Consider the following 23,112-nt stretch of genomic DNA (forward strand, 5'->3'; position numbering starts at 1 on the left):
GTTGCTTGGTCATCTGACACCTCGATATGGCGAGCATTCTCGCCTAAATGAGTGTCCGGTTTCATTAGACCACTACAATCTCGATCTGGATGAACAGGACGCGGTATTCGGGCTGTCCACGCTGGCTGGAAAAAGCCGACTGGCGCCATTCTCTTTCCGCGAAACCGATTACCTGAAAACCTACACCCAGTCAGGCATGCGCCTGATCGACGCGGTGCGCCAACAAGTCGGTATCGCGTTGGGGCACACCCCACAAGGCGCAATTCGCCTGCTCACGCAACCGCGCAGCTGGGGGCTTTCGTTCAACCCGGTGAGTTTTTTTTACTGCTTTGAGGCTGACGGCGCACTGGCTGCTGTCTTGTGCGAAGTGACCAATACGCCCTGGCGCGAACGCTATCACTATGTACTCCCGGCACAAGGAGACGGTTTTCAGCACGTCGCCGTGGCCAAGGCCTTCCATGTTTCGCCGTTTTTACCGCGCGATGTGCAATACCGCATGAGCTTCAGTGCGCCCGATGCGCGTCTCGGCGTGCACATGGCTGACTGGCAAGGTGAGCTAAAGCTGTTTGATGCCACCCTCAATCTACAACGTACGTCGTTGGACCGTGCGGGGCTGCATCGCTACTTGCGCCAGTTCCCGTGGATGACTGCCAAGACGTGCGCGGCGATTTACTGGCAAGCCGTACGGTTATTTCTCAAACGAACACCGATTTTTTCCCATCAGGCCGCCGATGGCGCCTTTCGCATTGCTGCTGCGCATAACAAGGAACAACGCCATGAAAAGCCCTAGCCTGGTGAGTAAACCTTCATTGTCGAGTACCCATAACCTGACCAGCGCGTTATTGCGCCGCGGGGTGATCCGTCAACTGGACCAGCTGAAAAACGGCCATTTGACCGTCGTCGAAAAAGGCGAGCGCCGGACATTCGGCGACCATGGCGCAGGGCTTGTGGCCGAGGTTCACATTCATGACGCCAGCGTGTGGGGCATGATCGCCAGCAACGGTTCCATCGGCGCCGGCGAAGCCTTTATACATGGCTATTGGAGCTCGCCAGACCTCACAAAAGTGATCCGTGTACTGGTCAGCAATCTGGACGTGCTGGATGCCATGGAAGGTGGTTTGGCACGTCTGGGCCGCCCATTCATTCGAGGCCTGCACTGGATCAATCGCAACACACGCAAAGGGTCGCAAAAAAACATTGCGGCGCATTACGACCTGGGCAACGAGATGTTCGAGCAGTTTCTCGACCCGACCATGATGTATTCCGCCGCACAGTTCCTGACGGCCGAAGACACGCTGGAGCAGGCGCAGCTTAATAAACTGGAGCGTATCTGCCAGAAACTCGGGCTGACGGCCGACGACCACTTACTGGAAATCGGCACCGGCTGGGGCAGCATGGCGTTGTTTGCCGCGCAGCAATACGGGTGCAAGGTCACTACCACCACATTGTCCAAGGCGCAGTACGACTACACCCTTACTCGGATCAATGCACTTGGCCTACAAGATCAGGTGACACTGCTGCTTGAGGATTACCGCGATCTGACAGGGCAATACGACAAGTTGGTGTCCATCGAAATGATCGAGGCTGTCGGTCATCGCTTCTTGCCCAGCTACTTCAAACAGTGTTCGCACTTGCTAAAGCCCCACGGTTTGATGCTGTTGCAAGCGATCACCATCCGCGAACAACGTTATGAGCAGGCAAAACGCAGCGTGGACTTTATCCAGCGCTATATTTTCCCCGGCGGCGCCTTGCCCAGCGTGCAGAAAATGCTCGAAATCGTCGGTCATGACACCGACATGAACTTGATGCACATGGAAGACTTCGGCCTGCATTACGCCAAAACCCTGCACCTGTGGCGTGACAACTTTCGACGTGCCCATGGCCGTTTGACTGAGCTGGGCTACGACGACTACTTCCTGCGGCTGTGGGAGTTTTACCTGTGCTACTGCGAAGGCGGCTTTCTGGAGCGCAGCATTGGCACCGCACAATTGCTGTTGGCCAAACCGGGCGCCACGATCCAGCCGCTGCTGGGTCGACTCGATGCTTAACAAGACACTGGCCAACGCCGCGCTGTTTCAAGTCGGCTGGTTTGCCTGTGTACTGGGCGGCTACAGCGGCTGGCTACTGCTGGCAGCCGCAGCCTTGGCCATTCAAGTGCTGTGGATAAAAGCGGACATCCGCCTGGTGTTGCTGGTGTGCGCGCTGGGCAGCGTCATCGACAGCGTCCTGTTGAACGCGGGCGTGTTTGCATTCGACAGTCCCGGGAGGATCATCCCGTTCTGGTTGATTATGCTGTGGGCTTTGCTGGCCACAACGTTGAATCATTGCCTGGCGTGGACCGCGAAACCGGTCTGGCTGTGCGCCGTACTGGGCGCCGTGTCAGGCCCTCTTTCGTATTACGCGGGGCAGCGGCTGGGTGCGGTGGCGTTTCCGTTAGGCCTGTGGCCAACCCTGATCGGGCTAGGTCTGCTATGGGGCGGGTTGTTCCCGACCCTGCAATGGCTGGCAGGTAAATTTTCACACCCGGCAAGATAAGTGCAGCTATCAGCTCTTTCACACCTTGATGCGGCACTGCCTTACACTGCGCGCCTATGACCACCATCCCGCTGACTGAAATTACCGAACCCGCCGTCACATGTTCAACATGCGCGGCGTGCTGCTGCCAACTCGAAGTGATGCTGATCACCGACACGGGTGTGCCCGAGCGCTTTATCGACACGGATGACTGGGGCGGCGAAGTGATGTTGCGCCTGGGCGATGGCTGGTGTGCAGCCCTGGACCGCAACACCATGATGTGCACCATTTACGAAAAGCGCCCGCTGATTTGCCGCGAGTTCGAAATGGGCGAGGTCGAATGCCTTAACGAGCGTCAAGGCATTGCCACCGCGTATCGCTAACGTTACAGCGGCATTGTGTAATGCAGGGCGTAGCTCTCCACCCCGTCATTGGTGTTGGAAAGCCCGGCGTTGGAGTAATGCGTCGCACGAATCCCGACTTCATGACCGCCGTTAAAGCGCAAGCCAACACCAATGCGGTCTTCAAACTGGAAAGCCGTGCCCAGCTTTTGTTCTTCCACTTCGGTCTTGGAGAACAAGGCCATGCCGATCCCCGCTTCGATATAAGGTTTCACCGTTTCACCGGCAAACTCGTACACAAAGACAGGTGAGAACGACAGGCTGTTACTGCTGGATGACTTTTTGCCATCCCAGTACGTGTAAGCGCCATCCCAATAGCCGGTCAGACGACCGACATCACTTTGTAGCCAGCTCTTGTCCCAATCGGACTTCAAGCCCAAGCGATAGGTCATGCTCGACTGGCTTGTGTGCCCTACCCCAAACTCGATACCGGCCGCTTGTGCCGTATAACTGTGCCCCAGAACAGTTGCTGCAAAAGCAGCCAAGCCTAAAAAGCGCTTCATAAGAAAATCCTATTTTCGTATGCATAGGTCATTGGTTGTGTGCCCCATCAGGCAGGCGTTATGAATCCAATCACAACGTGAAAGTTCAACCCATTTGAACGGACACACATTTTTTACAGGGCGAAGCTTCGCACAACGCCAGACTTATTCCACAACGCGGGTAGGATATTTCTCATCTGTTCAGGTGAAGCGCTCGTCCAAAACTGGGTTTCTTGAGCCGGCCCTGTCGCCAACAGCCCACGTTCACCGAGTAAACGCTGCAGTTGACGGGCTACAGCCGCACCGGTGTCAATGAGGATGATCGAGGGGGGGAGCATTTGGCTGAGCAGAGGCTTGAGGAAGGGATAGTGGGTACACCCCAGGATGATCGTGTCGCACCCCGCCGCGAGCAGCGGCTCGACATAGCCGCACAACAGTGTGCGCAAGACATCGCTGTGCAGGTCACCCGTTTCGATCAATTCCACCAGACCGGGGCAAGGCTGGGTGATAACGCCGACATCGCTGGCAAACCGATCCAGCAACGCGGCAAATTTTGCGCTCTGCAAGGTGCCAGTGGTGGCCAGGACGCCCACAACACCTGTGCGCGTGGCGGCCGCTGCGGGTTTGACAGCCGGTTCCATGCCAACAATTGGCCACTGCGGGAAGTGTTGGCGCAAGTCTGCCACCCCAGCGACGGTGGCGGTATTGCAGGCCAATACGATGGCTTTGGCGCCCTGCTGCTGGAAGAAGTCAGCAATAACCGCACAACGTTGACGAATAAATTCCGGGGATTTCTCGCCATACGGAATATGCCCGCAATCACCGACGTACAACAGCGATTCATTGGGCAGTAAAGCGCGAATCTCGTTTAGCACTGACAACCCGCCGACACCCGAGTCGAAGACGCCAATCGGTGCTTCACTCATGGGCTGAACCGCATACGCTGCAAGCGGGGTCACGCTTGACCCGCAACTCGCGGAAATGCGTTCCCATGGCATCAATCAACAACAAGCGACCGACCAGCGGCTCACCAAAGCCAGCCAGCAGCTTCAAGGCTTCGAGGGCCTGCAAACTGCCGACCAAGCCCACCAGCGGGCCGATAACGCCTGCTTCGCTGCAGGTCAATTCATCGTCGCTGCCGTGCCCGTACAAACAGTGGTAACAAGGGCTGGCGGGCTGGCGCGAATCGAATACCGACAACTGACCTTCCAGGCGGATGGCCGCACCGCTGACCAGCGGTTTGCGCGCGGCAACACAGGCCCGGTTAACCGCCTCACGGGTGCCAAAGTTATCGCAACAGTCGAGCACCAGGTCCACGGCAGCGACCGCATCAGCCAGTGAGTCTTCGTCCAGTGCCGCGCGATGGGCAATCAGTGTGAGGTCCGGGTTGATCGCAGCAAGCCGCTTCAGGGCGGAGTCAACCTTGCTCTCACCGACGCTGGCCGTGTCGTGCAAAATCTGGCGTTGCAAGTTGGTCACATCGACGCTGTCGAAATCGGCCAAATGCAACTCGCCCACTCCCGCGGCGGCCAGGTACAACGCCACCGGCGAGCCCAACCCGCCAAGCCCGACGATGAGCGCACGGCTGTTTTTGAGCGCCAGCTGGCCCTCGATATCGACCTGTGGCAGCAGAATCTGTCGGCTGTAGCGCAACAGTTCCAGATCGGTCAGCACGGCAGGCGGCCCAGCGTAATGCGTTCGTGGCTCCCCAGGTCCTTGCGGCTGGCAACCTCCACGAAGCCTGCGCCTTGCAACAGATTACGCACAGCAGACGCCTGGTCATAACCATGCTCAAGCATTAACCATCCACCGGCATTCAGGTGTTGCGGGGCCGCAGCGACAATCTCGCGAATATCATCCAGCCCGTCAGCACCGGCAACCAGCGCACTTTCGGGTTCGAAACGCACGTCCCCTTCATCCAGATGCACATCCCCGACCGCAATGTAGGGCGGGTTGCTGATGATCAGATCAAATCGGTGGCCTGCCAACGCGCTGAACCAATGGCTGTTGAGCACGCTGACATTATTCAAAGCAAGCCGTTGCCGGTTGCGCTCTGCCAGGGCTACGGCTTCGAGGATACGATCAACGGCAGTGACCTTCCATGCCGGACGTTCACTGGCCAGTGCCAAGGCAATGGCGCCGCTGCCAGTACCGAGATCCAGCACGCTGGCCGGGGTTGCAGGCAGCAATTGCAGGGCCGTCTCCACCAGCAATTCGGTATCCGGACGCGGGATCAAGGTGTGCGGCGCAACTTCCAGGTCGAGCTTCCAGAAACCTTGCTGCCCCAGAATGTAGGCCACGGGTTCGCCCCCGCGGCGGCGTTGCAGGAAGTCGGCAAAGGTCAGTGCGGCTTCGCTGCTGACAATTTTCTCGGGCCATGTGTGCAAGTAACTGCGCGACTTGCCCAAGGCTGCGGCCAACAACAGCTCTGCATCCAGACGTGCAGTCGGCGAATCGGGCAATTGGGCGGCGCGCAACAAGCTGGCAATAACGGTCATTTATTCACCCAGGGCTGTCAGTTGGTCAGCCTGATATTCCGCTAACAACGGTTCGATCACAGCTTCAACGCCACCAGCGAGCACTTCATCCAGTGAGTACAAGGTGAGGTTGACGCGATGGTCAGTCACTCGCCCTTGGGCAAAATTGTAGGTGCGAATACGCTCGGAGCGATCCCCCGACCCCACCAGCAGTTTGCGTTCACTGGCAATCGCATTGGCTGCGGCACTGGTTTGCTGGTCATTCAATTTAGCTGAAAGCCACGACATCGCCCGCGCACGGTTTTTATGCTGGGAGCGTTCTTCCTGACACTCCACCACAATGCCCGACGGCAAGTGCGTGATGCGGATAGCGGAGTCCGTTTTGTTTACGTGCTGCCCACCTGCGCCCGAAGAACGGTAGGTGTCGACGCGCAAATCGGCCGGGTTGATCTCGATGGCTTCTTGCTCATCAGGCTCAGGCAATACCGCGACAGTGCAGGCCGAGGTGTGAATACGCCCTTGGGATTCTGTCGCCGGGACGCGCTGCACACGGTGAACGCCTGACTCAAACTTCAGCTTGCCGTACACGTTCTCGCCTTCAACCCGCGCAATGACTTCTTTATAGCCGCCATGCTCACCCGGGTTTTCCGACAGAATTTCCAGCCGCCAGCCACGCCGCTCGGCGTAGCGGGAATACATACGAAACAGATCGCCAGCGAAAATCGCGGCTTCATCGCCGCCGGTGCCCGCCCGGATTTCAAGGAAGACGTTACGTCCGTCGTTCGGATCCTTGGGCAACAACATGCGCTGCAAGTCACCTTCGAGTTCAATCAGTCGCTCTTTGGCTTCGCGCACTTCCTCGACCGCCATTTCACGCATGTCGGGGTCGCTGTCTTTGAGCAATGCTTGAGCGCCTTCCAGGTCGCCCTGAACTTTTAGCCATTGGCCGTACGCACCAACTATGGGCTCAACTTCGGCGTATTCCTTGGAATACGCACGGAATTTGGTTTGATCCGAGATGACTTCGCCATCGCCAAGCAATGCGGTCAGTTCCTCAAAACGGTCCTGGAGGATGTCCAGCTTATTAAGCAGTGACGCTTTCATTACGATTTTTTATCCGCAGAGCTATCCGATGAGCCCTCACCGAGGGCAAAAAGTTCTTGGGCCATGGCCAGCGCATCAAGGCGGCCTTCGGCGGAAAGCTTTTTCAACTGCACGCTGGGAGCGTGCAGCAACTTATTGGTCAGACCGCGAGCCAATTGGGCCAGCACATCTTCAGGGTTACCGCCATTGGCGAGCATTTTTAACGCTTTTTGCAGCTCTTCATCGCGCAGGCGCTCCCCTTGCTGACGGTAGGCCTTGAGCACATCCACTGCCGCCAACTCACGCAAACGCACCATGAATTCTTCGGCGCCGATGCTGACCAGTTCTTCCGCGGCTTGCGCCGCGCCCTGACGGCTCTTGAGGTTTTCAGCCACCACTTCGTGCAGGTCGTCGACGGTGTAGAGGTAAACGTCGTCCAACTCGCCGACTTCTGGTTCGATATCGCGAGGAACAGCAATGTCGACCATAAAGATCGGTTTGTGCTTGCGCAGCTTCAGCGCACTTTCAACCGCGCCTTTGCCAAGAATTGGCAACTGACTGGCCGTAGAACTGATGACGATGTCGCTGTGCACCAGCTCTTGAGGAATGTCCGACAACAACACAGCATGCGCGCCGAATTGTTCGGCCAACAGACTGGCGCGCTCCAGCGTACGGTTAGCAACCACGATACGTTTCACCCCCAAGTCATGCAGGTGGCGGGCAACCAGGGTTATGGTTTCGCCAGCCCCTATCAGCAATGCCTGGCTGCGCTGCAAGTCACTGAAGATCTGCTTGGCCAGACTGACCGCGGCAAACGCCACGGAAACCGGGTTTTCGCCGATGGCCGTGTCGGTGCGCACTTGCTTGGCCGAGTTGAAGGTGGCTTGAAACAGACGCCCCAGCAACGGCCCGACGGTGCCCGCTTCGCGCGCCACGGCATACGCCGACTTCAACTGGCCGAGAATTTGCGGCTCGCCCAGCACCAGTGAGTCAAGGCCAGCGGCCACACGCATCATGTGACGAACGGCAGCATCGTCTTCATGGATGTAGGCGCACGACTTCAATTCTTCAAGGTCGAGCTGATGATAATCGGCCAGCCATTTCAGGACGGTATCGGCTGAAATCTGGTCTTGCTCTATATACAGCTCACTGCGATTGCAGGTTGAGAGGATCGCAGCTTCACGACTGTCGGTCAGTCGGCAGAGCTGCTGCAAGGCCTCAACCAACTGCTCCGGGGTAAAAGCCACGCGCTCGCGGACGTCTACTGAAGCAGTCTTGTGGTTAATACCGAGTGCAAGGAAGGCCATTCAAGATCGCTGATGATGACGAGAAGCCGGCAATTGTCCTACTTCGTCAGATTGAGAACAACCATTGCTGACTATTGTCTCTATAGTTAAGGTCTGTTGACGCCCAATTAGCCATCATGTGCATCCTGATATCGATAGTCGCAGCCGTTAGGTTTGCCCTTTCGCATGTGTCATGATGCCCCGACCGCAGGTAAGTCGCCCTTCTCTTATATGAATAGATCCTCCGCGTTGCTCCTTGCTCTCGTCTTCCTCAGTGGCTGCCAGGCCTTGGCTCCCACGTCGCCGGATGAATCGTCCGCGCTTGAAGACGCCACTTCCGCGCCCGAAAAGCCAAAGGTCTACAGTTCTTTCAGCGAAGACACACTGTACAGCCTGTTGAGTGCCGAACTGGCGGGGCAACGTAATCGTCTGGACATTGCGCTGGGCAACTACGTGACCCAGGCCATCAATACGCAGGACCCGGGTATCTCCGAGCGCGCATTTCGCATCGCCGAGTATCTGGGCGCCGATCAGGCCGCACTCGACACGTCGCTGATCTGGGCCAAAAACGCCCCGGACGACCTTGAAGCCCAACGCGCCGCCGCCATTCAACTGGCGCGCAACGGCCGTTACGACGATTCCATTGTGTACATGGAAAAGGTCCTGCAAGCCAAAGGCGATACTCACTTCGACTTTTTAGCGTTGTCGGCTTCTGAATCAGACCCCGAAACCCGCAGTGGCATGTTGAAAAGCTTCGACAACCTGCTCGCCCGGCATCCGGATAACGGCCAGCTGATTTTCGGTAAAGCCTTGCTGATGCAGCAGGATGGAGACGCAGAAGGCGCGCTCAAATTACTTGAGAAAAATCCGCCGCAAGCCGGTGAAGTCGCACCCGTGCTGTTGCGTGCCCGGATCCTGCAAAGCCTCAATCGCGGCGATGAAGCCCTGCCGTTATTGAAAAAAAGCATCCAGCAATACCCGGATGACAAGCGCCTGGCCCTCACCTACGCACGCGCACTGGTTGAGCAAAACCGTATGGATGAGGCAAAGGCGCAATTTGCCAGCCTGGTTCAGCAATACCCTGAAGACGATGAGCTGCGCTTTTCCCTGGCGCTGGTGTGCCTCGAGGGCAAAGCCTGGAACGAAGCTGAAGGCTATCTGCAAGAACTGATCGAACGCGACAGCCACGTGGACTCCGCCCACCTGAACCTCGGCCGTATCGCTGAAGAACGCAACGATCCGCAAGGCGCGTTGATTGAGTATGCTCAGGTTGGCCCCGGCAATGACTACTTGCCCGCCCAGTTGCGTCAGGCCGATATCCTGATTAACCACGGTCGGGGTACGGAAGCCTCTGCCAAATTGGCGGCGGCCCGCGACGAGCAACCTGATTACGCTATTCAGCTGTTTTTGATCGAAGCAGAAACGCTGAGTGCGAACAATCAGACAAACCGCGCCTGGGATGTCCTGCAACAAGCGCTGAAACAATACCCGGATGACCTGAATTTGCTCTACTCGCGCGCCATGTTGGCCGAGAAGCGCAACGACCTGCCCCAGTTGGAGAAGGACCTGCGCGCCATCATCGCCCGCGAACCTGACAATGCCATGGCATTGAACGCACTGGGTTACACCCTGTCAGATCGGACAACACGTTACGCCGAAGCCAAAGCGCTGATTCAACAGGCTTATGACATCAACCCCGACGATCCTGCCGTGCTCGACAGCCTGGGCTGGGTAAATTACCGCCTCGGCAATTTGAATGAAGCCGAGCAGTTATTGCGCCAAGCGCTGGATCGCTTCCCGGACCAAGAAGTCGCTGCTCATCTGGGGGAAGTGCTTTGGGCCAACGGCAAACAGCGTGAAGCCAGGCAAGTCTGGGCCAAGTTCCTTAAAGACAACCCAGAAAGCCCTATCCTGCGCAAAACCGTTTTGCGTTTGACCGGATCCGAGACTCTCTAAATCATGCTTTATCGCAACCTGCGACACCTTATCGCCTTTAGCCTGATCGCCTTGCTGGCCGGTTGTTCGATGTTTGGCGCCCGCGAATCGGTCGAAGGCCATGGCAGCCCCGCACTGTGGGCCGAACACAAACAGCATCTGACCCAGCTCGACGGTTGGCAGATCAACGGCAAAGTCGGCATCCGCGCCCCGAAAGACTCGGGCAGCGCCACACTGTTCTGGCTGCAACGCCAGGATTATTACGACATTCGCTTGTCCGGCCCACTCGGCCGTGGCGCGGCACGCCTGACCGGGCGCCCGGGCAAAGTCACGCTGGAAGTGGCCAATCAGGGCCGATACGATGCCGCATCCCCTGAGGAGCTACTCGGCGAACAACTGGGCTGGAGCTTGCCAGTGTCGCACCTGGTGTGGTGGGTTCGCGGCTTGCCAGCACCGGGTAGCAAGAGTCGCGTAGCCTTGAATGCAGACAGCCGCCTGGGCGAACTGGAACAGGACGGCTGGAAAATCGAATACCTGAGCTACGTTGAGCAAAATGGCTTCTGGCTCCCGGAGCGGGTAAAACTGCACGGAACTGATTTAGACGTCACCCTGGTGGTGAAAGATTGGCAACCCCGTCAGTTGGGACAATGACATGCAAAACGATCCATTAATTTTGCCCTCCCCGGCAAAATTAAATTTGATGCTGCATATTCTCGGCCGCCGCGAAGATGGCTATCACGAACTGCAAACGCTGTTTCAATTCCTCGACTATGGCGATGAAATGACGTTTTCAGTGCGAGAGGACGGACAAATTCACCTCCTCACTGAGTTTGCAGGCGTGCCGCACGATCAAAACCTGATTGTGAAAGCGGCTCGACACCTTCAGGCACAATCCGGTTGCACGCTGGGTATTGATATCCGCATCAAAAAAATTCTCCCCATGGGCGGTGGAATCGGTGGCGGAAGCTCCAATGCCGCGACGACATTGCTGGGCCTTAACCACCTTTGGAATCTGGGCTGGAGCCTGGACAAGCTCGCAACGCTGGGGCTAAGCCTGGGCGCGGACGTGCCAGTTTTCGTTCGGGGGCACGCAGCATTTGCCGAAGGCGTTGGTGAGATCCTGTCACCCGAATACCCCGAAGAGCCGTGGTATGTCGTACTGGTCCCGCAAGTCTCTGTAAGCACAGCAGAAATTTTTTCGCATCCTTTGTTGACACGTGACTCTTTGCCCATTAAAGTGCGCCCCGTCCCCAAGGGAAACAGCCGAAACGACTGCGAAGCAGTAGTAACGGAGCTTTACCCAGATGTACGTAAGGCTTTGAATTTGTTAGGTAAATATACCGAAGCAAAATTAACTGGAACTGGAAGTTGTATATTTGGGGCCTTCCCAAACGAAGCAGATGCTGATAAAGTCCTGCACCTTCTTGCAGACACCCTTACAGGGTTTGTAGCCAAAGGAAGCAACGTTTCGATGTTGCACCGAAGACTACAAGATCTGTCAAAGGAAACGGGTACACGGTACTCGTAGCAACAGATACAGGGGCGTCGCCAAGCGGTAAGGCAGCAGGTTTTGATCCTGCCATGCGTTGGTTCGAATCCAGCCGCCCCTGCCATTTCTTATACTCATCCAGGTTACCCTCAGCCTTCAGGTACTGCGCGTGTCCAAGATGATGGTCTTTACGGGGAACGCTAACCCCGATCTGGCTCGGCGTGTCGTACGTCAGCTGCATATCCCACTCGGTGACATTTCTGTCGGTAAGTTTTCCGACGGCGAGATTACCGCTGAGATTAATGAAAATGTCCGCGGTAAAGACGTTTTCATCATTCAGCCGACTTGTGCTCCGACCAACGATAACCTGATGGAACTCGTCGTGATGGCTGATGCCTTCCGCCGCTCCTCAGCGACTCGTATTACTGCTGTTATTCCTTACTTTGGTTATGCCCGTCAGGATCGCCGTCCGCGTTCCGCACGTGTGGCTATCAGCGCAAAAGTTGTTGCTGACATGCTTACCGTTGTCGGCATTGACCGTGTTCTCACGGTTGATTTGCATGCTGACCAAATCCAGGGTTTCTTCGATATTCCTGTAGATAACATCTATGGCTCCCCAGTATTGGTGGATGACATCGAAGATCAGCGCTTTGAAAACCTTATGATCGTGTCCCCGGATATCGGCGGCGTCGTGCGTGCACGTGCTGTTGCCAAATCCCTGGGCGTTGATCTGGGTATCATCGACAAACGCCGTGAGAAAGCCAATCACTCGGAAGTGATGCATATCATTGGTGATGTCGAAGGGCGTACCTGCATTCTGGTTGATGACATGGTCGATACCGCCGGCACTTTGTGCCACGCGGCTAAAGCCTTGAAAGAGCATGGCGCTGCCAAAGTGTTCGCCTACTGCACACACCCTGTGCTGTCGGGTCGGGCAATCGAGAATATCGAAAATTCCATGCTGGACGAGCTGGTGGTGACCAACACCATTCCGCTGTCCGCAGCCGCACAAGCCTGTTCGCGTATCCGTCAATTGGATATCGCACCGGTTGTGGCTGAAGCGGTTCGCCGCATCAGCAACGAAGAATCGATCAGCGCGATGTTCCGATAAGGGCCCTGCCCTTCACGAATGTCTCGTTGACGAAAAGCGCCCCGCCCCAACAGCCTGTTGGGGCGGGGCTTTTTTGCCCATACCGTCCATAGCGCTGGTCGCAAACGCTAGGCCGGATGTGGTTATTTTGGAGATACAACATGAACGAATTTACTCTGAATGCTGAAGTGCGTTCCGACCTGGGGAAAGGTGCGAGCCGCCGCCTGCGTCGTCTCGCAAGCCTGGTTCCAGCTGTAGTTTACGGTGGCGAAAAAGCCCCTGAATCCATCAGCCTGCTGGCTAAAGAAGTTGCCAAGCTGCTCGAAAACGAAGCGGCTTACAGCCACGTTATCGAACTGACTGTTGGCGGCACCAAGCAAAACGTAATCATCAAAGCTCTGCAGCGTCACCCGGCCAAAGGCCACGTGATGCACGCTGACTTCGTACGCGTTGTTGCCGGTCAGAAGCTGACTGCAATCGTTCCAGTTCACTTCGTTGGTGAAGCTGCTCCGATCAAGAAAGGCGGCGAGATCTCGCACGTTGTTGCTGAAATCGAAGTTTCCTGCCTGCCAAAAGACCTGCCTGAATTCATCGAAGTTGACCTGGCTAACGCCGAAGTCGGCTCGATCATTCACCTGTCGGACATCACCGCTCCTAAAGGCGTTGAGTTCGTAGCACTGGCACACGGTAACGACCTGGCAGTAGCCAACGTTCACGCTCCACGTGTTGCACCAGAAGCTGAAGCAGAGTAATTCATTACTCTGTCTGGAGTTTTGAGGAACATCGCGAGCTAACACGCAGCGAGTAAAGCGGACAAGATCGCGAAGTTTACTCATGTAAACCCGCATTTTTGTCCGTTTTCGCCGCTACTGCCAGCGGTGATGTTATCCACAACTCCATAGAAGGGCCCTTGTCGTGACCGCCATAAAACTGATCGTTGGCCTGGGAAATCCAGGCACCGAATACGAACAGACCCGGCATAACGCAGGGGCCCTTTTTGTTGAGCGTCTCGCGTCGGCACACGGGGTCAACCTCGTTGCGGACCGCAAGTATTTTGGCCTGACCGGGCGATTCAGCCATCAGGGTCAGGATGTTCGTCTGTTGATTCCCACCACCTATATGAACCGAAGCGGCCAAGCCGTTGCGGCGCTTGCCGGTTTCTACCGTATTGCACCCGAATCCATATTGGTGGCCCACGACGAACTCGATCTCCCGCCAGGCGTTGCCAAGCTTAAACTGGGTGGCGGCCACGGAGGTCACAACGGGCTGCGCGACATCATCGCGCAACTGGGGAACAACAATAATTTCTACCGTCTGCGGCTCGGCATTGGCCACCCAGGCGTCGCCAGCATGGTCTCCAATTTTGTCCTGGGTCGCGCGCCGCGCGCCGAACAGGAAAAGCTGGATGCCAGCATCGATTTTGCCCTCGGCGTGCTGCCGGATATCCTCGCCGGGGAATGGAACCGTGCGATGAAAAACCTGCACAGCCAGAAGGCCTGACTCTTTATCCGAGGGGAAACACCATGGGATTCAACTGCGGCATCGTCGGCCTGCCTAACGTCGGCAAGTCCACCCTGTTCAACGCCCTGACCAAATCCGGTATTGCGGCTGAGAACTTCCCCTTCTGCACGATCGAGCCTAACACCGGCATCGTGCCGATGCCCGATTCGCGTCTGGACGCACTGGCTGCCATTGTGAACCCGGAGCGCGTGCTGCCGACCACCATGGAATTCGTCGATATTGCAGGCCTGGTAGCGGGCGCCTCCAAAGGTGAAGGCCTGGGTAACAAGTTCCTGGCCAACATCCGCGAGACCGATGCAATCGCTCACGTTGTCCGCTGCTTTGAAGATGAAAACGTGATCCACGTTTCCAACAGCGTTGACCCGAAACGCGACATCGAAATCATTGACCTTGAACTGATCTTCGCTGACCTCGACAGCTGCGAAAAACAGTTGCAGAAAGTGGCGCGCAACGCCAAAGGCGGCGACAAAGAAGCCGTGGCTCAAAAAGCCCTGCTTGAACAGCTGATCGCCCACTTCACCGAAGGCAAACCAGCCCGCAGCCTGATCAAGAACATGTCCGCAGACGAAAAAGCCATCATCCGTGGCTTCCACCTGCTGACCACCAAGCCGGTGATGTACATCGCCAACGTGGCTGAAGACGGCTTTGAGAACAACCCGTTCCTCGACGTGGTCATGGCCATAGCCGAAGAAGAAGGTGCAATGGTAGTTCCGGTCTGCAACAAGATCGAAGCTGAAATTGCCGAGCTGGAAGAAGGCGAAGAAAAGGACATGTTCCTGGAAGCGCTGGGCCTCGAAGAGCCAGGCTTGAACCGTGTTATCCGCGCCGGTTACCAGATGCTGAACCTGCAAACCTACTTCACGGCTGGCGTTAAAGAAGTACGCGCCTGGACTGTGAAAGTGGGCGCAACGGCCCCGCAGGCCGCCGCAGTGATTCACACCGACTTCGAAAAAGGTTTCATCCGCGCCGAAGTCATCGCCTACGACGATTTCATCCAGTACAAGGGTGAGGCTGGCGCCAAGACTGCTGGCAAATGGCGTCTTGAAGGCAAGGACTACATCGTCAAAGACGGTGACGTTCTGCACTTCCGTTTCAACGTGTAACCATTACACGTATAAAAACCGCGCTCAGGCGCGGTTTTTTTTGGCCCCGCAATTGATTCAAGTTCCTTCGCGCACCCTACCCGCCCGCTAAGGTCTATGGTTATCACCACGGTCAATCAACATTGGGAGCCTGAATGATTACCCGCCCCAACTTCCTGAGTCGCTACATCGATTCGCTGGTCGAGAAAATCAAATCCCGCTGGTCTTCAGGGTGGCGTGATGCACTGGCTTCGGCTATCGCCGCCGCGCTGGCATGGGTTCTGGCCAAGCATTTGTTTGGGCATGAGCATCCGGTATTTGCCGCCATCAGCGCCGTCGTCTGCCTGGCACCCGGGCTGCCCAGCCACGGCAAACAAGCCGTAGGACTGATGGTGGGTGTCGCCACCGGGATCATCGTGGGCGAAGCGGCGCTCTGGCTGCCTGACGGCTACCCGTTGCTGCGTATCGGGTTTGCCACGTTTTCGGCCATCGCCATCGCGGCGCTCTATGGCTTGGGGGCGGTAGTGCCGATCCAGGCGGGGGTTTCCGCCGTCCTGATGCTCGCTGTCGGGCCTGAAAGCGCCGGGTTTGTTCGCATGCTGGATGTGTTGGTCGGCGCCGGCGTGGGGTTGGTGTTCAGTCAAATCCTCCTGACCCCTAACCCCATAGGAATCATTGATAGCTCGGCCAAGGATTTGCTGGAAAAGCTGGCCAGAGGGTTCAGTAAAAACCTGCAATCGCTGGAAGAGAACGACGCCAACAAAGCCAAAAATGCCGTGCTGATTTTCTCTGCGGCCCACGACAGCCTCATCGCGCTCGAAACAGGCATCAGTAGCGCCCGCAATACTGCGCGCTGGACGTTGCGCGGACGCTTTGTATCGCGGGAGGTCAAAGATATCGCCAGCCGTTACGAGCGTCATGCCGTACGCCTGTACGCCAGCTCGCTGCTGTTTGCAGAAGCCTTTGCCGATGCCTTGCGCAAGGAGCAGGGATCGCCGCCTGCGTCATTGCACGAGCGGCTGGCGAGCGTGGCATCGGGCTGTGCAGCGATCGCCAGTGACAATGAGCGCCCAGTGTTGCTGCCCGTGGCGCCCGACGATGTCGCAGATGCAGTGTCGGGCCCCTGGCAACTGTGCATGCAGCACTTGAGCACCGTTGAAAGCGCTCTCCTGACGTTTGGTTTTACGACTCAAAGCGAAAAGCTTGCCCCTTAAGCACCGGTACAGAGGCTTGCTTCGCCGCTCAGGCTTTTCGGGTACGCGGCAAAAATATCGCTAGTACACCCAGCAGCGGCAGGTACGAACACAGGGTATACACGTACTCAATACCGTGAATATCTGCCAGATGCCCCAGCAGCGCGGCACCAATCCCGCCAAAACCAAACATCAGGCCAAAGAAGATACCGGCGATCATGCCCACGTTCCCTGGCACCAACTCTTGGGCATACACCACAATCGCCGAAAACGCCGACGCCAGGATAAAACCGATGACGACGCTCAATACGCTGGTCCAGAACAGGTCCGCATAGGGCAGCAGCAGGGTGAACGGTGCCACGCCCAGAATCGAGAACCAGATCACGGCTTTACGGCCGATGCGGTCGCCAATCGGCCCCCCAAAGAACGTACCCGCCGCGACTGCTCCAAGGAACAGGAACAAGTACATCTGCGAGTTGGCAATGGAGACGCCGAATTTCTCGATCAGGAAGAAGGTGTAATAGCTGGTCAGGCTCGCCATGTAGAAATACTTGGAAAACACCAGCAGCCCCAACACCACCAACGCGCTCAACACCCGTTTTTTAGACAAGCCGTGGGTAGCCTTTTGCCCGGCTTTGAGCTTGAACAGATTCAAGTGGCTGCGATACCAGCGGCTGATCGCATACAGCAAGCCAACGGCGAACAATGCAAACAGGCCAAACCAGGCCACATTGCCTTGCCCGAACGGAATGATGATCGATGCGGCAAGCAATGGACCGAACGCCGAACCGGCATTACCGCCTACCTGAAACGTGGATTGAGCAAAGCCATAGCGCCCGCCCGAGGCCAGACGCGCGACCCGCGAAGCCTCCGGGTGAAAGGTCGACGACCCGATGCCCACTAGCGCGGCGGCCAAGAGGATCAACGGGAAACTGCCGACTTGTGACAGCATTAAAATCCCCACCAGCGTGCACACCATGCCTGCTGGCAATAGCAACGGGTTAGGATGGCGGTCGGTGTAATAACCGACCCAAGGCTGCAACAGCGATGCCGTCATTTGAAACGTCAGGGTAATCAGGCCGATCTGGGTGAAGGTCAGGTCATATTTGGCCTTGAGCATCGGGTAGATCGAAGGCAGGACGGCTTGAATCAAGTCATTAATCAGATGCGCCAGCGCCACCGCACCAATAATGCGTAGCACCAGCGGGCTGGTTTGAGGTGTTTGTGAGGCAGTCGTTGTTGTTTGAGCATTGCTAAGGGCCATGAGACTTTCCGTACATCAGGTGAATGCGCACTTGCAGGCCGGTCAATGTGCCATTTTTTAACAGGATATTGCCATCCAAACCCCGTAAATCCTTAAGCGGTTGATTGAACAAAGATTTTTTTTAGATATTTGCTTGACACATGCCCGGCTCGAAGGAATAATGCGCGCCATTGGCTACATAGCTCAGTTGGTTAGAGCATAGCATTCATAATGCTGGGGTCCGGGGTTCAAGTCCCTGTGTAGCCACCAAACACCGGTTTCAGATCATCGAAAGATGAAATGAAACCAACGAAAAAGCCCGCCTAGTGCGGGCTTTTTTGTGTCTGGCGATAATCTTGTCTCGTGTGACCTCATTACGTGAAATGTTCAAAGATCAAAAGATCGCGAGACAAACTCTCCTTTACTGCCCTTGTGGCACACGCCCCCGTATAGCAGTTGTGGCGCTCTGCAACGCCACGTCCTCATGTGAAGCACACGTAAACCTGGAAAACGGTTTTAACTCCAGGATCACGACTGCCTGAATTAAATGGCCATCCTGAGCACAACCCGGTGCAGCCGCTTCAACAATGCTTCTACCGCACTGGCTGACTCTGAATTCAACGGTTGATGCAGCAGAGTTATTTCACAGACGCTGCACGCGGCGGCTAAATCTTTTGCTCCTACCGTGGCCAATGATCCGTTGATTCGATGCAGGTAGCTGACCAGCGTTGAAGTATCGGAAGCTTGCAAAGCATATTCGGCCTGCGCCAGATCCTCTTGCATGGTCGCGACAAACAGACGATGCATGGCGGGGGAAAGTGTTATCCAGCCTTCAAGGTCGTCATCTGGCGATGCATCCGACGTTTCTTCTTTCACTACTTGCGGAGCTACCGCAACAGGTTGTCGAACGAAGGCGGTCAAGATCTGACGTAACGTGTCGAGGTTCAAGGGTTTGACTAACCAGGCGTTCATCCCGACCTTGAGGCAGTGCTCCCCCTCCTCACGCAAGGCGTTTGCGGTCACGCCAATAATCGGTACGTCGGCGTCCAATTCACGCAAGCGTTGCGTCAGCAGATAACCATCGAGCTTGGGCATGTTGACGTCGGTTATCACCGCATCAAACTCAGACTCACCCCAACGCAGCAAGGCCTGTTCACCATCTTCGGCCAATGTTACCCGAACACCCAGTGCCTCCAGTTGCTCCTTGAGAACCTCTCGGTTAACAGGATTGTCTTCTGCGACCAACACACTCAAGCCCAAACTTGAGCCGGATTGAGACTCGCTGGCGAGCACTTCAGTCGCGGTGCCTTGAGCCACCTGCATCAAGGTGCGGGCAATCGCGCGAATATCATAAGCATTGACTTCCCAGCCGCGGTCCGTCCTTCGCGGCTGACTCGTTGCAGTCCACGTGCCCACCACACACTGACCCGGCCACGGCTGTGTGTTCAACGAGTCCGGCTCGACGTCCAGCAGCACAACTTCACTGTCCTCAATGCCCGTGCCCGTAACTGGCAACGCCTGCGCACGCGCGCCCCAATGGCTGAGCCATTCGACCAGGCTCTGGCCAAGGTCCTTGAGCGGCGCACGCACACTTACATTTACCCCCTTGAGATCAATGTCCGCACTGTTGGCCAACACACCTGCAATGATCGGCAGGCGTATGTGCAGTGAGAAACTGCTGCCGAGCCCCGGCTCACTGACCACCCGCAGATTGGCGCCCATCATTTCACTGAGTCGAGCGCAGATCGACAACCCCAACCCCGCGCCGCCCGCAAGCGCGCTATCACCCACTTGAGAAAAAGGCTTAAACAGTTTCGGCAGTTGCTGCTCGCTGATTCCGCACCCGGTGTCGGAGACTTGCCACTGCAGCGAGACATGGTCGCGCTCAAGATTGGTAACTTTCAGGCGTAGGACCACCCGCCCAAAGTCCGTGAACTTGATGGCGTTACTCAGCAAGTTGTTGATGATTTGCCGGATTCGAACAGCATCACCGCACACCAGAGGCGGTAAGGAGACGTCCGCACAGGCAAACATGTTCAGGTTTTTATTGTTTGCCGCCGCGGCATAGCTGCGCACAGCGTCTTCAAATACATCTAGCGGGCTAAAGGGTTTAGGTTCGACGGCCATTTGCCCGGACTCAATCTTGGACACATCCAAGACATCGCTGATGAGTTGAAACAACACCGCCGAGGAACGCTGAATTGTTTGCAGGTACTCCTGCTGACGCTCGCTCAGGGGGGTCATTTCAAGCAGTTCAAGATTACCGAGCACGCCATACAGAGGCGTGCGAATTTCATGACTCATGGTGGCCAGAAAAAGGGTTTTGGCTTTACTGGCTTCATCGGCCGAGCGACGCGCCTGTTCCATCATGTTGGCATCATCGACATGCCGGGTGATGTCGTTGAAGCCGCAGAGCACTACGTCACTGCCTTTGTAACGGGTGAATGCAAAACACACCTGAAGATAGCGACCGGCAACCTCAAGCTGAACCTCACCGGGCTCGCGATTGGCGTAATCACGCTTGAGCAACGCAATCAGCTCAGGAGTGCCTTGCCATTGCTGAGCACGCTGATTCTCCAGTAATACGATACCGGTGCCGCGCTGCACAACGCATAAACCCACAGGCGCATTGTCAAGCATGACCCGGTTGAACTCTTCGCTTTCAGCCAAGGACTGATTGGCACGCTGCGCGGGCTCAATCATCTGCAAGCGGTACCAACGATTAACACGCCAGCCAATCAACGCAAACAGCAAGAACAGCCCCACAGCCCCCAGCAGTGGCCATTTAGCATAACCAAAGAAGTTCTGGTAGCTGATGGCGTACAGGCCTGTCCAGGGGGCGTCCCCTCCCGAACTCAATTTAAAGTGCAAGCCGTCGGAAGCAAAACTCAGCCCTAACGGCAGGTCTTGCACATCCTGAACATCTCCCAACAGAACGTCACCGGCTGGCGAAATCAACGTCAGGCTGCTTTTGGTCGGCCGCATCAATAAACGTTCAAGGTCACTGATATCACTGACATCCAGCAAGGCCGTGAGAATGACGCCATCATCATCTTGCGGTGCGGGTAGAAAGTGATGAGAAAGATCGACACCAATAGCTCCCACGATGTACTTGTGCGTTGAGATAAGACCGACCGGGGCTCGCATCCACATCAAATGGTTGTTATTGAGCGAACCACTATGGGGTATCAGTTGGTCATATAAACGCTTGGTTACATCAAAAAAGTTGTTCTTTTGCAGCCGCGGAAACTGCCGCGCGCCGTCAATACCGGGCACCGCAATGGTGAACTGATCAACCGGTGAAAAGACAAATACTTGCGGCGCCGCAGAATAGGAATCGGACCAGTACGCTGCAAAAAGATCGGTTAATTGCACGCCAAACGAGTAGACCCCGGCCATTTCATCGGGGGTGAACTTATCTCGCTGACTGACGGTGAAAGGCAGTGATTTGGCTGTGTCGCGGTTCTGATACAAACGCTCATCGCCTTGGCGCATCAACTCGATGTGCGAACGCGGATTACTGTCCACCCACAAGTTTTCACTGCCTCGGCCATAGCTCTCTGCGGCACTGCGTAAAAAAGCTTCATGTTCATGGATGTTCTCCATCAGCCGAGCAAAGTGGAAGTCAGTCTTCTCGCGCTCTTCATTCAACACCCTGTCAACCGCCCAATAACTCATGCTCACCAGCAACAGGGCCAGCCCGGTCAGCACGAGCAGCAGCTTGTTGAGCCTCAGAGAGCTCAGTGCCAGCGCACCGAGGTGTAATTTTGCTTGTTTCATGAGAGAGCCTTTCAGGGGCACTTGAGCCCAAAAATGTTAAGCGTCCTAAAAACAGGAATCGTCTGATAGGGGCTGTACCCCACTCATTGCATGCTATGCACCACCTGCTGCGGCCAGCCGTGAACAGGGGGGACTGTTAAAAATGGATATGACACATAACTTTTGTAGAGGGTATCTCTCATGTTTCAAACAATCGGCAAATACACTGCCCTATGCGGTTCAACCCTGCTGATCGCCATGGCTGCAGCGACTGCGCAAGCAGCTGATGGCCAGGTTGAATTCACCGGTGTTGTCAACGATAACGCTTGCACCATTAACAGTGAAAGCGTGAAGAAGTCGGTTGATATGGGCCAGGTCCGTATCGCTGACTTCGCCAACACTGTTGGCGCGACTGCCGGTGACACGCCGTTCTCGATCTCTCTGGAAAACTGCAGCGGCTCGACGCTGAAAAACGCGTCCATCAAGTTCAGCGGCCAACAGTCTGCAACGGATGCAACCGTACTCGGTATGGTCGGTACGAACCAGGTCAAAGGCATCGGCATCCAGATTGCAGACGCCCGCACCGGTGACAAACTGCCTTTGAACACCGCAAGTACCGATTACGTGCTGCGCCCTCAATCCAACACCTTCGACTTCACGGCGTCCTACGTACGTCTTGTTGCTGACACCCCAGGTGCTGATGGCGCTCCTGATACCCGCGGTATCGGTACAGGTACCGTCAACGCGCTGGCTACCTTCGACGTTACTTACAAGTAACGCGTTTTTTTAACGCCTGAGCTCGTGGTTTTACACGGGCTCTGGCGTTGAATAGAGGACATCTACATGCGTTTAAAAGTTGCAGCCATTTTGGCTTTGGCGGCAGGCTTTTGGCTGCCGCACGTTCAGGCGGGCGTCAATGTGGGCGCCACCCGGGTCATTTACCAAAGCAAAGAAAAGGAAGCCAACCTTTCTCTGTCCAACTCAGGTGAAGACGGCGTGCCGTACCTGGTGCAGTCATGGGTCAGCCCTTACGAAAATCGAGACGACAGTGCGGATGAATTCATCATCACCCCGCCCTTGTTCCGTCTGGACGCCAAGGGCCAGAACATCCTGCGCATCATCGCGACCAATGCACAAAAACTGCCGACCGACAAAGAAAGCCTGTTTTTGCTGAATGTTAAAGCGATCCCGGCCAAGAGCACCGAGCAAAGCAATCAGAACGTTTTGCAGATTGCACTCAAAACCACCATCAAACTGTTTTACCGCCCCGCAGGCCTGCAAGGCTCTCTTGAGGAGGCGGTGAAAAACCTGCAGTGGCATGCAGAAGGCGGAAAGTTGACCGTACAAAACCCATCGGGTTTTAACGTAGTCGTCAGTGATTTACAGATCAACAACAGCGCCAGCAAAGGCATGCCTGAGGTGATCAAGCCGGGCAGCACCGTTACCACGACGATACCGCTAAAAAATAGCGACACGCTGCAACTCTCCTACATCAATGAATATGGCAGCACCGTCCAAGCAACACCCATCACCCTTCATTAATCCCTGAATGATTAG

At 56.1% G+C, this 23,112-nt stretch carries 22 protein-coding genes and 2 tRNA genes; 16 read left to right on the forward strand and 8 right to left on the reverse strand.

Features of this window, described 5'->3' with window-relative positions; genetic code table 11:
- Position 1: 1 nt before the first annotated feature.
- Genes CJF39_RS18740 through CJF39_RS18755 form a run of 4 tightly spaced genes read left to right on the forward strand, consistent with a single transcriptional unit; the run spans position 2 to position 2,897 of the window.
- Positions 2-790: a DUF1365 domain-containing protein gene (locus CJF39_RS18740; protein ID WP_094994783.1), complete on the forward strand. Its 789-nt coding sequence runs from the start codon at positions 2-4 to the stop codon at positions 788-790.
- Positions 777-2,048: an SAM-dependent methyltransferase gene (locus CJF39_RS18745; RefSeq protein WP_094994784.1), complete on the forward strand. Its 1,272-nt coding sequence runs from the start codon at positions 777-779 to the stop codon at positions 2,046-2,048. Before CJF39_RS18740 ends, CJF39_RS18745 begins: the two co-directional genes overlap by 14 nt.
- On the forward strand, positions 2,041-2,535 hold the full coding sequence (locus CJF39_RS18750) for a DUF2878 domain-containing protein (protein WP_094994785.1): 495 nt from the start codon (positions 2,041-2,043) through the stop codon (positions 2,533-2,535). The genes CJF39_RS18745 and CJF39_RS18750 overlap by 8 nt, the downstream gene beginning before the upstream one ends.
- 56 nt (positions 2,536-2,591) lie before the next feature.
- Positions 2,592-2,897: a YkgJ family cysteine cluster protein gene (locus CJF39_RS18755; RefSeq protein WP_094994786.1), complete on the forward strand. Its 306-nt coding sequence runs from the start codon at positions 2,592-2,594 to the stop codon at positions 2,895-2,897.
- Positions 2,898-2,899: 2 nt separating this feature from the next.
- Here the strand turns inward: CJF39_RS18755 and CJF39_RS18760 are convergent, their stop codons facing one another.
- From CJF39_RS18760 to hemA, 6 genes are all read right to left on the reverse strand, one after another.
- Positions 2,900-3,418: an acyloxyacyl hydrolase gene (locus tag CJF39_RS18760; protein WP_094994787.1), complete on the reverse strand. Its 519-nt coding sequence runs from the start codon at positions 3,416-3,418 to the stop codon at positions 2,900-2,902.
- Positions 3,419-3,531: 113 nt separating this feature from the next.
- Positions 3,532-4,323 carry a glutamate racemase gene (gene murI / locus CJF39_RS18765; protein ID WP_094994788.1) on the reverse strand — a complete coding sequence of 264 codons (792 nt, stop codon included), beginning with the start codon at positions 4,321-4,323 and terminating at the stop codon, positions 3,532-3,534.
- Complete coding sequence (locus CJF39_RS18770) at positions 4,316-5,071, reverse strand: molybdopterin-synthase adenylyltransferase MoeB (RefSeq protein ID WP_094994789.1); 756 nt, start codon at positions 5,069-5,071, stop codon at positions 4,316-4,318. The genes murI and CJF39_RS18770 overlap by 8 nt, the downstream gene beginning before the upstream one ends.
- Entirely contained in the window at positions 5,065-5,895 is an 831-nt protein-coding gene (gene prmC / locus CJF39_RS18775; RefSeq protein WP_094994790.1) for a peptide chain release factor N(5)-glutamine methyltransferase, read from the reverse strand. Before prmC ends, CJF39_RS18770 begins: the two co-directional genes overlap by 7 nt.
- Complete coding sequence (gene prfA / locus CJF39_RS18780; protein ID WP_047292244.1) at positions 5,896-6,978, reverse strand: peptide chain release factor 1; 1,083 nt, start codon at positions 6,976-6,978, stop codon at positions 5,896-5,898.
- The gene (gene hemA / locus CJF39_RS18785; protein WP_094994791.1) at positions 6,978-8,264 is read right to left on the reverse strand and encodes a glutamyl-tRNA reductase; all 1,287 of its coding nucleotides are present in this window, start codon (positions 8,262-8,264) and stop codon (positions 6,978-6,980) included. Before hemA ends, prfA begins: the two co-directional genes overlap by 1 nt.
- A 210-nt stretch (positions 8,265-8,474) precedes the next feature.
- Here hemA and CJF39_RS18790 point away from each other — a divergent pair, with 210 nt between their 5' ends.
- The 9 genes from CJF39_RS18790 (at position 8,475) to CJF39_RS18830 (ending at position 16,574) form a co-directional block, all read left to right on the forward strand.
- Complete coding sequence (locus tag CJF39_RS18790) at positions 8,475-10,199, forward strand: tetratricopeptide repeat protein (RefSeq protein WP_094994792.1); 1,725 nt, start codon at positions 8,475-8,477, stop codon at positions 10,197-10,199.
- Positions 10,200-10,202: 3 nt separating this feature from the next.
- Positions 10,203-10,829, forward strand: a complete 627-nt coding sequence (lolB, locus tag CJF39_RS18795) for a lipoprotein insertase outer membrane protein LolB (RefSeq protein WP_094994793.1) — start codon at positions 10,203-10,205, stop codon at positions 10,827-10,829.
- A 1-nt stretch (position 10,830) separates the two neighbouring features.
- Positions 10,831-11,706, forward strand: coding sequence for a 4-(cytidine 5'-diphospho)-2-C-methyl-D-erythritol kinase (ispE, locus tag CJF39_RS18800; RefSeq protein WP_094994794.1), 876 nt, complete (start codon positions 10,831-10,833; stop codon positions 11,704-11,706).
- A gap of 10 nt (positions 11,707-11,716) precedes the next feature.
- A tRNA-Gln gene (locus CJF39_RS18805) sits at positions 11,717-11,791 on the forward strand.
- 45 nt (positions 11,792-11,836) lie between these two features.
- Positions 11,837-12,778 carry a ribose-phosphate pyrophosphokinase gene (locus tag CJF39_RS18810; RefSeq protein ID WP_003208392.1) on the forward strand — a complete coding sequence of 314 codons (942 nt, stop codon included), beginning with the start codon at positions 11,837-11,839 and terminating at the stop codon, positions 12,776-12,778.
- Between the two features lie 140 nt (positions 12,779-12,918).
- Entirely contained in the window at positions 12,919-13,509 is a 591-nt protein-coding gene (locus tag CJF39_RS18815) for a 50S ribosomal protein L25/general stress protein Ctc (protein WP_047273316.1), read from the forward strand.
- Positions 13,510-13,672: 163 nt separating this feature from the next.
- On the forward strand, positions 13,673-14,257 hold the full coding sequence (gene pth / locus CJF39_RS18820) for an aminoacyl-tRNA hydrolase (RefSeq protein ID WP_048375550.1): 585 nt from the start codon (positions 13,673-13,675) through the stop codon (positions 14,255-14,257).
- 23 nt (positions 14,258-14,280) lie between these two features.
- A complete protein-coding gene (ychF, locus tag CJF39_RS18825) occupies positions 14,281-15,381 on the forward strand; it encodes a redox-regulated ATPase YchF (RefSeq protein WP_094994795.1) in 1,101 nt (366 codons plus the stop codon).
- A gap of 134 nt (positions 15,382-15,515) precedes the next feature.
- Complete coding sequence (locus tag CJF39_RS18830) at positions 15,516-16,574, forward strand: FUSC family protein (protein WP_094994796.1); 1,059 nt, start codon at positions 15,516-15,518, stop codon at positions 16,572-16,574.
- 28 nt (positions 16,575-16,602) lie between these two features.
- Here CJF39_RS18830 and CJF39_RS18835 read toward each other — a convergent pair whose 3' ends face one another.
- Complete coding sequence (locus tag CJF39_RS18835) at positions 16,603-17,817, reverse strand: MFS transporter (RefSeq protein ID WP_094994797.1); 1,215 nt, start codon at positions 17,815-17,817, stop codon at positions 16,603-16,605.
- Positions 17,818-17,989: 172 nt separating this feature from the next.
- Between CJF39_RS18835 and CJF39_RS18840 the strand changes: the two genes are divergently transcribed.
- Positions 17,990-18,066, forward strand: a tRNA-Met gene (locus CJF39_RS18840).
- Between the two features lie 273 nt (positions 18,067-18,339).
- On the opposite strand, the gene CJF39_RS18845 is transcribed toward CJF39_RS18840, so the two are convergent.
- Positions 18,340-21,576 carry a hybrid sensor histidine kinase/response regulator gene (locus CJF39_RS18845; protein ID WP_094994798.1) on the reverse strand — a complete coding sequence of 1,079 codons (3,237 nt, stop codon included), beginning with the start codon at positions 21,574-21,576 and terminating at the stop codon, positions 18,340-18,342.
- A 180-nt stretch (positions 21,577-21,756) separates the two neighbouring features.
- Here CJF39_RS18845 and CJF39_RS18850 point away from each other — a divergent pair, with 180 nt between their 5' ends.
- Together CJF39_RS18850 and CJF39_RS18855 are read left to right on the forward strand one after the other, a co-directional pair.
- Positions 21,757-22,332 carry a fimbrial protein gene (locus CJF39_RS18850; RefSeq protein ID WP_094994799.1) on the forward strand — a complete coding sequence of 192 codons (576 nt, stop codon included), beginning with the start codon at positions 21,757-21,759 and terminating at the stop codon, positions 22,330-22,332.
- A gap of 66 nt (positions 22,333-22,398) precedes the next feature.
- Positions 22,399-23,097: a fimbrial biogenesis chaperone gene (locus CJF39_RS18855; protein ID WP_094994800.1), complete on the forward strand. Its 699-nt coding sequence runs from the start codon at positions 22,399-22,401 to the stop codon at positions 23,095-23,097.
- Positions 23,098-23,112 lie beyond the last annotated feature (15 nt).

The sequence above is a fragment of the Pseudomonas lundensis genome (genome assembly GCF_002269125.1).
In the GTDB taxonomy this organism is placed as follows: Bacteria; Pseudomonadota; Gammaproteobacteria; order Pseudomonadales; family Pseudomonadaceae; genus Aquipseudomonas; species Aquipseudomonas lundensis_A.

Coding starts and splice junctions, on each gene's coding strand:
- murI (WP_094994788.1), bottom strand. CDS start 4,323: ATGAGTGAAGCACCGATTGGCGTCTTCGACTCGGGTGTCGGCGGGTTG.
- prfA (WP_047292244.1), bottom strand. CDS start 6,978: ATGAAAGCGTCACTGCTTAATAAGCTGGACATCCTCCAGGACCGTTTT.
- CJF39_RS18855 (WP_094994800.1), top strand. CDS start 22,399: ATGCGTTTAAAAGTTGCAGCCATTTTGGCTTTGGCGGCAGGCTTTTGG.
- prmC (WP_094994790.1), bottom strand. CDS start 5,895: ATGACCGTTATTGCCAGCTTGTTGCGCGCCGCCCAATTGCCCGATTCG.
- CJF39_RS18815 (WP_047273316.1), top strand. CDS start 12,919: ATGAACGAATTTACTCTGAATGCTGAAGTGCGTTCCGACCTGGGGAAA.
- ychF (WP_094994795.1), top strand. CDS start 14,281: ATGGGATTCAACTGCGGCATCGTCGGCCTGCCTAACGTCGGCAAGTCC.
- CJF39_RS18760 (WP_094994787.1), bottom strand. CDS start 3,418: ATGAAGCGCTTTTTAGGCTTGGCTGCTTTTGCAGCAACTGTTCTGGGG.
- ispE (WP_094994794.1), top strand. CDS start 10,831: ATGCAAAACGATCCATTAATTTTGCCCTCCCCGGCAAAATTAAATTTG.
- CJF39_RS18835 (WP_094994797.1), bottom strand. CDS start 17,817: ATGGCCCTTAGCAATGCTCAAACAACAACGACTGCCTCACAAACACCT.
- CJF39_RS18850 (WP_094994799.1), top strand. CDS start 21,757: ATGTTTCAAACAATCGGCAAATACACTGCCCTATGCGGTTCAACCCTG.
- CJF39_RS18750 (WP_094994785.1), top strand. CDS start 2,041: ATGCTTAACAAGACACTGGCCAACGCCGCGCTGTTTCAAGTCGGCTGG.
- CJF39_RS18845 (WP_094994798.1), bottom strand. CDS start 21,576: ATGAAACAAGCAAAATTACACCTCGGTGCGCTGGCACTGAGCTCTCTG.
- CJF39_RS18755 (WP_094994786.1), top strand. CDS start 2,592: ATGACCACCATCCCGCTGACTGAAATTACCGAACCCGCCGTCACATGT.
- lolB (WP_094994793.1), top strand. CDS start 10,203: ATGCTTTATCGCAACCTGCGACACCTTATCGCCTTTAGCCTGATCGCC.
- CJF39_RS18745 (WP_094994784.1), top strand. CDS start 777: ATGAAAAGCCCTAGCCTGGTGAGTAAACCTTCATTGTCGAGTACCCAT.
- hemA (WP_094994791.1), bottom strand. CDS start 8,264: ATGGCCTTCCTTGCACTCGGTATTAACCACAAGACTGCTTCAGTAGAC.
- CJF39_RS18830 (WP_094994796.1), top strand. CDS start 15,516: ATGATTACCCGCCCCAACTTCCTGAGTCGCTACATCGATTCGCTGGTC.
- CJF39_RS18790 (WP_094994792.1), top strand. CDS start 8,475: ATGAATAGATCCTCCGCGTTGCTCCTTGCTCTCGTCTTCCTCAGTGGC.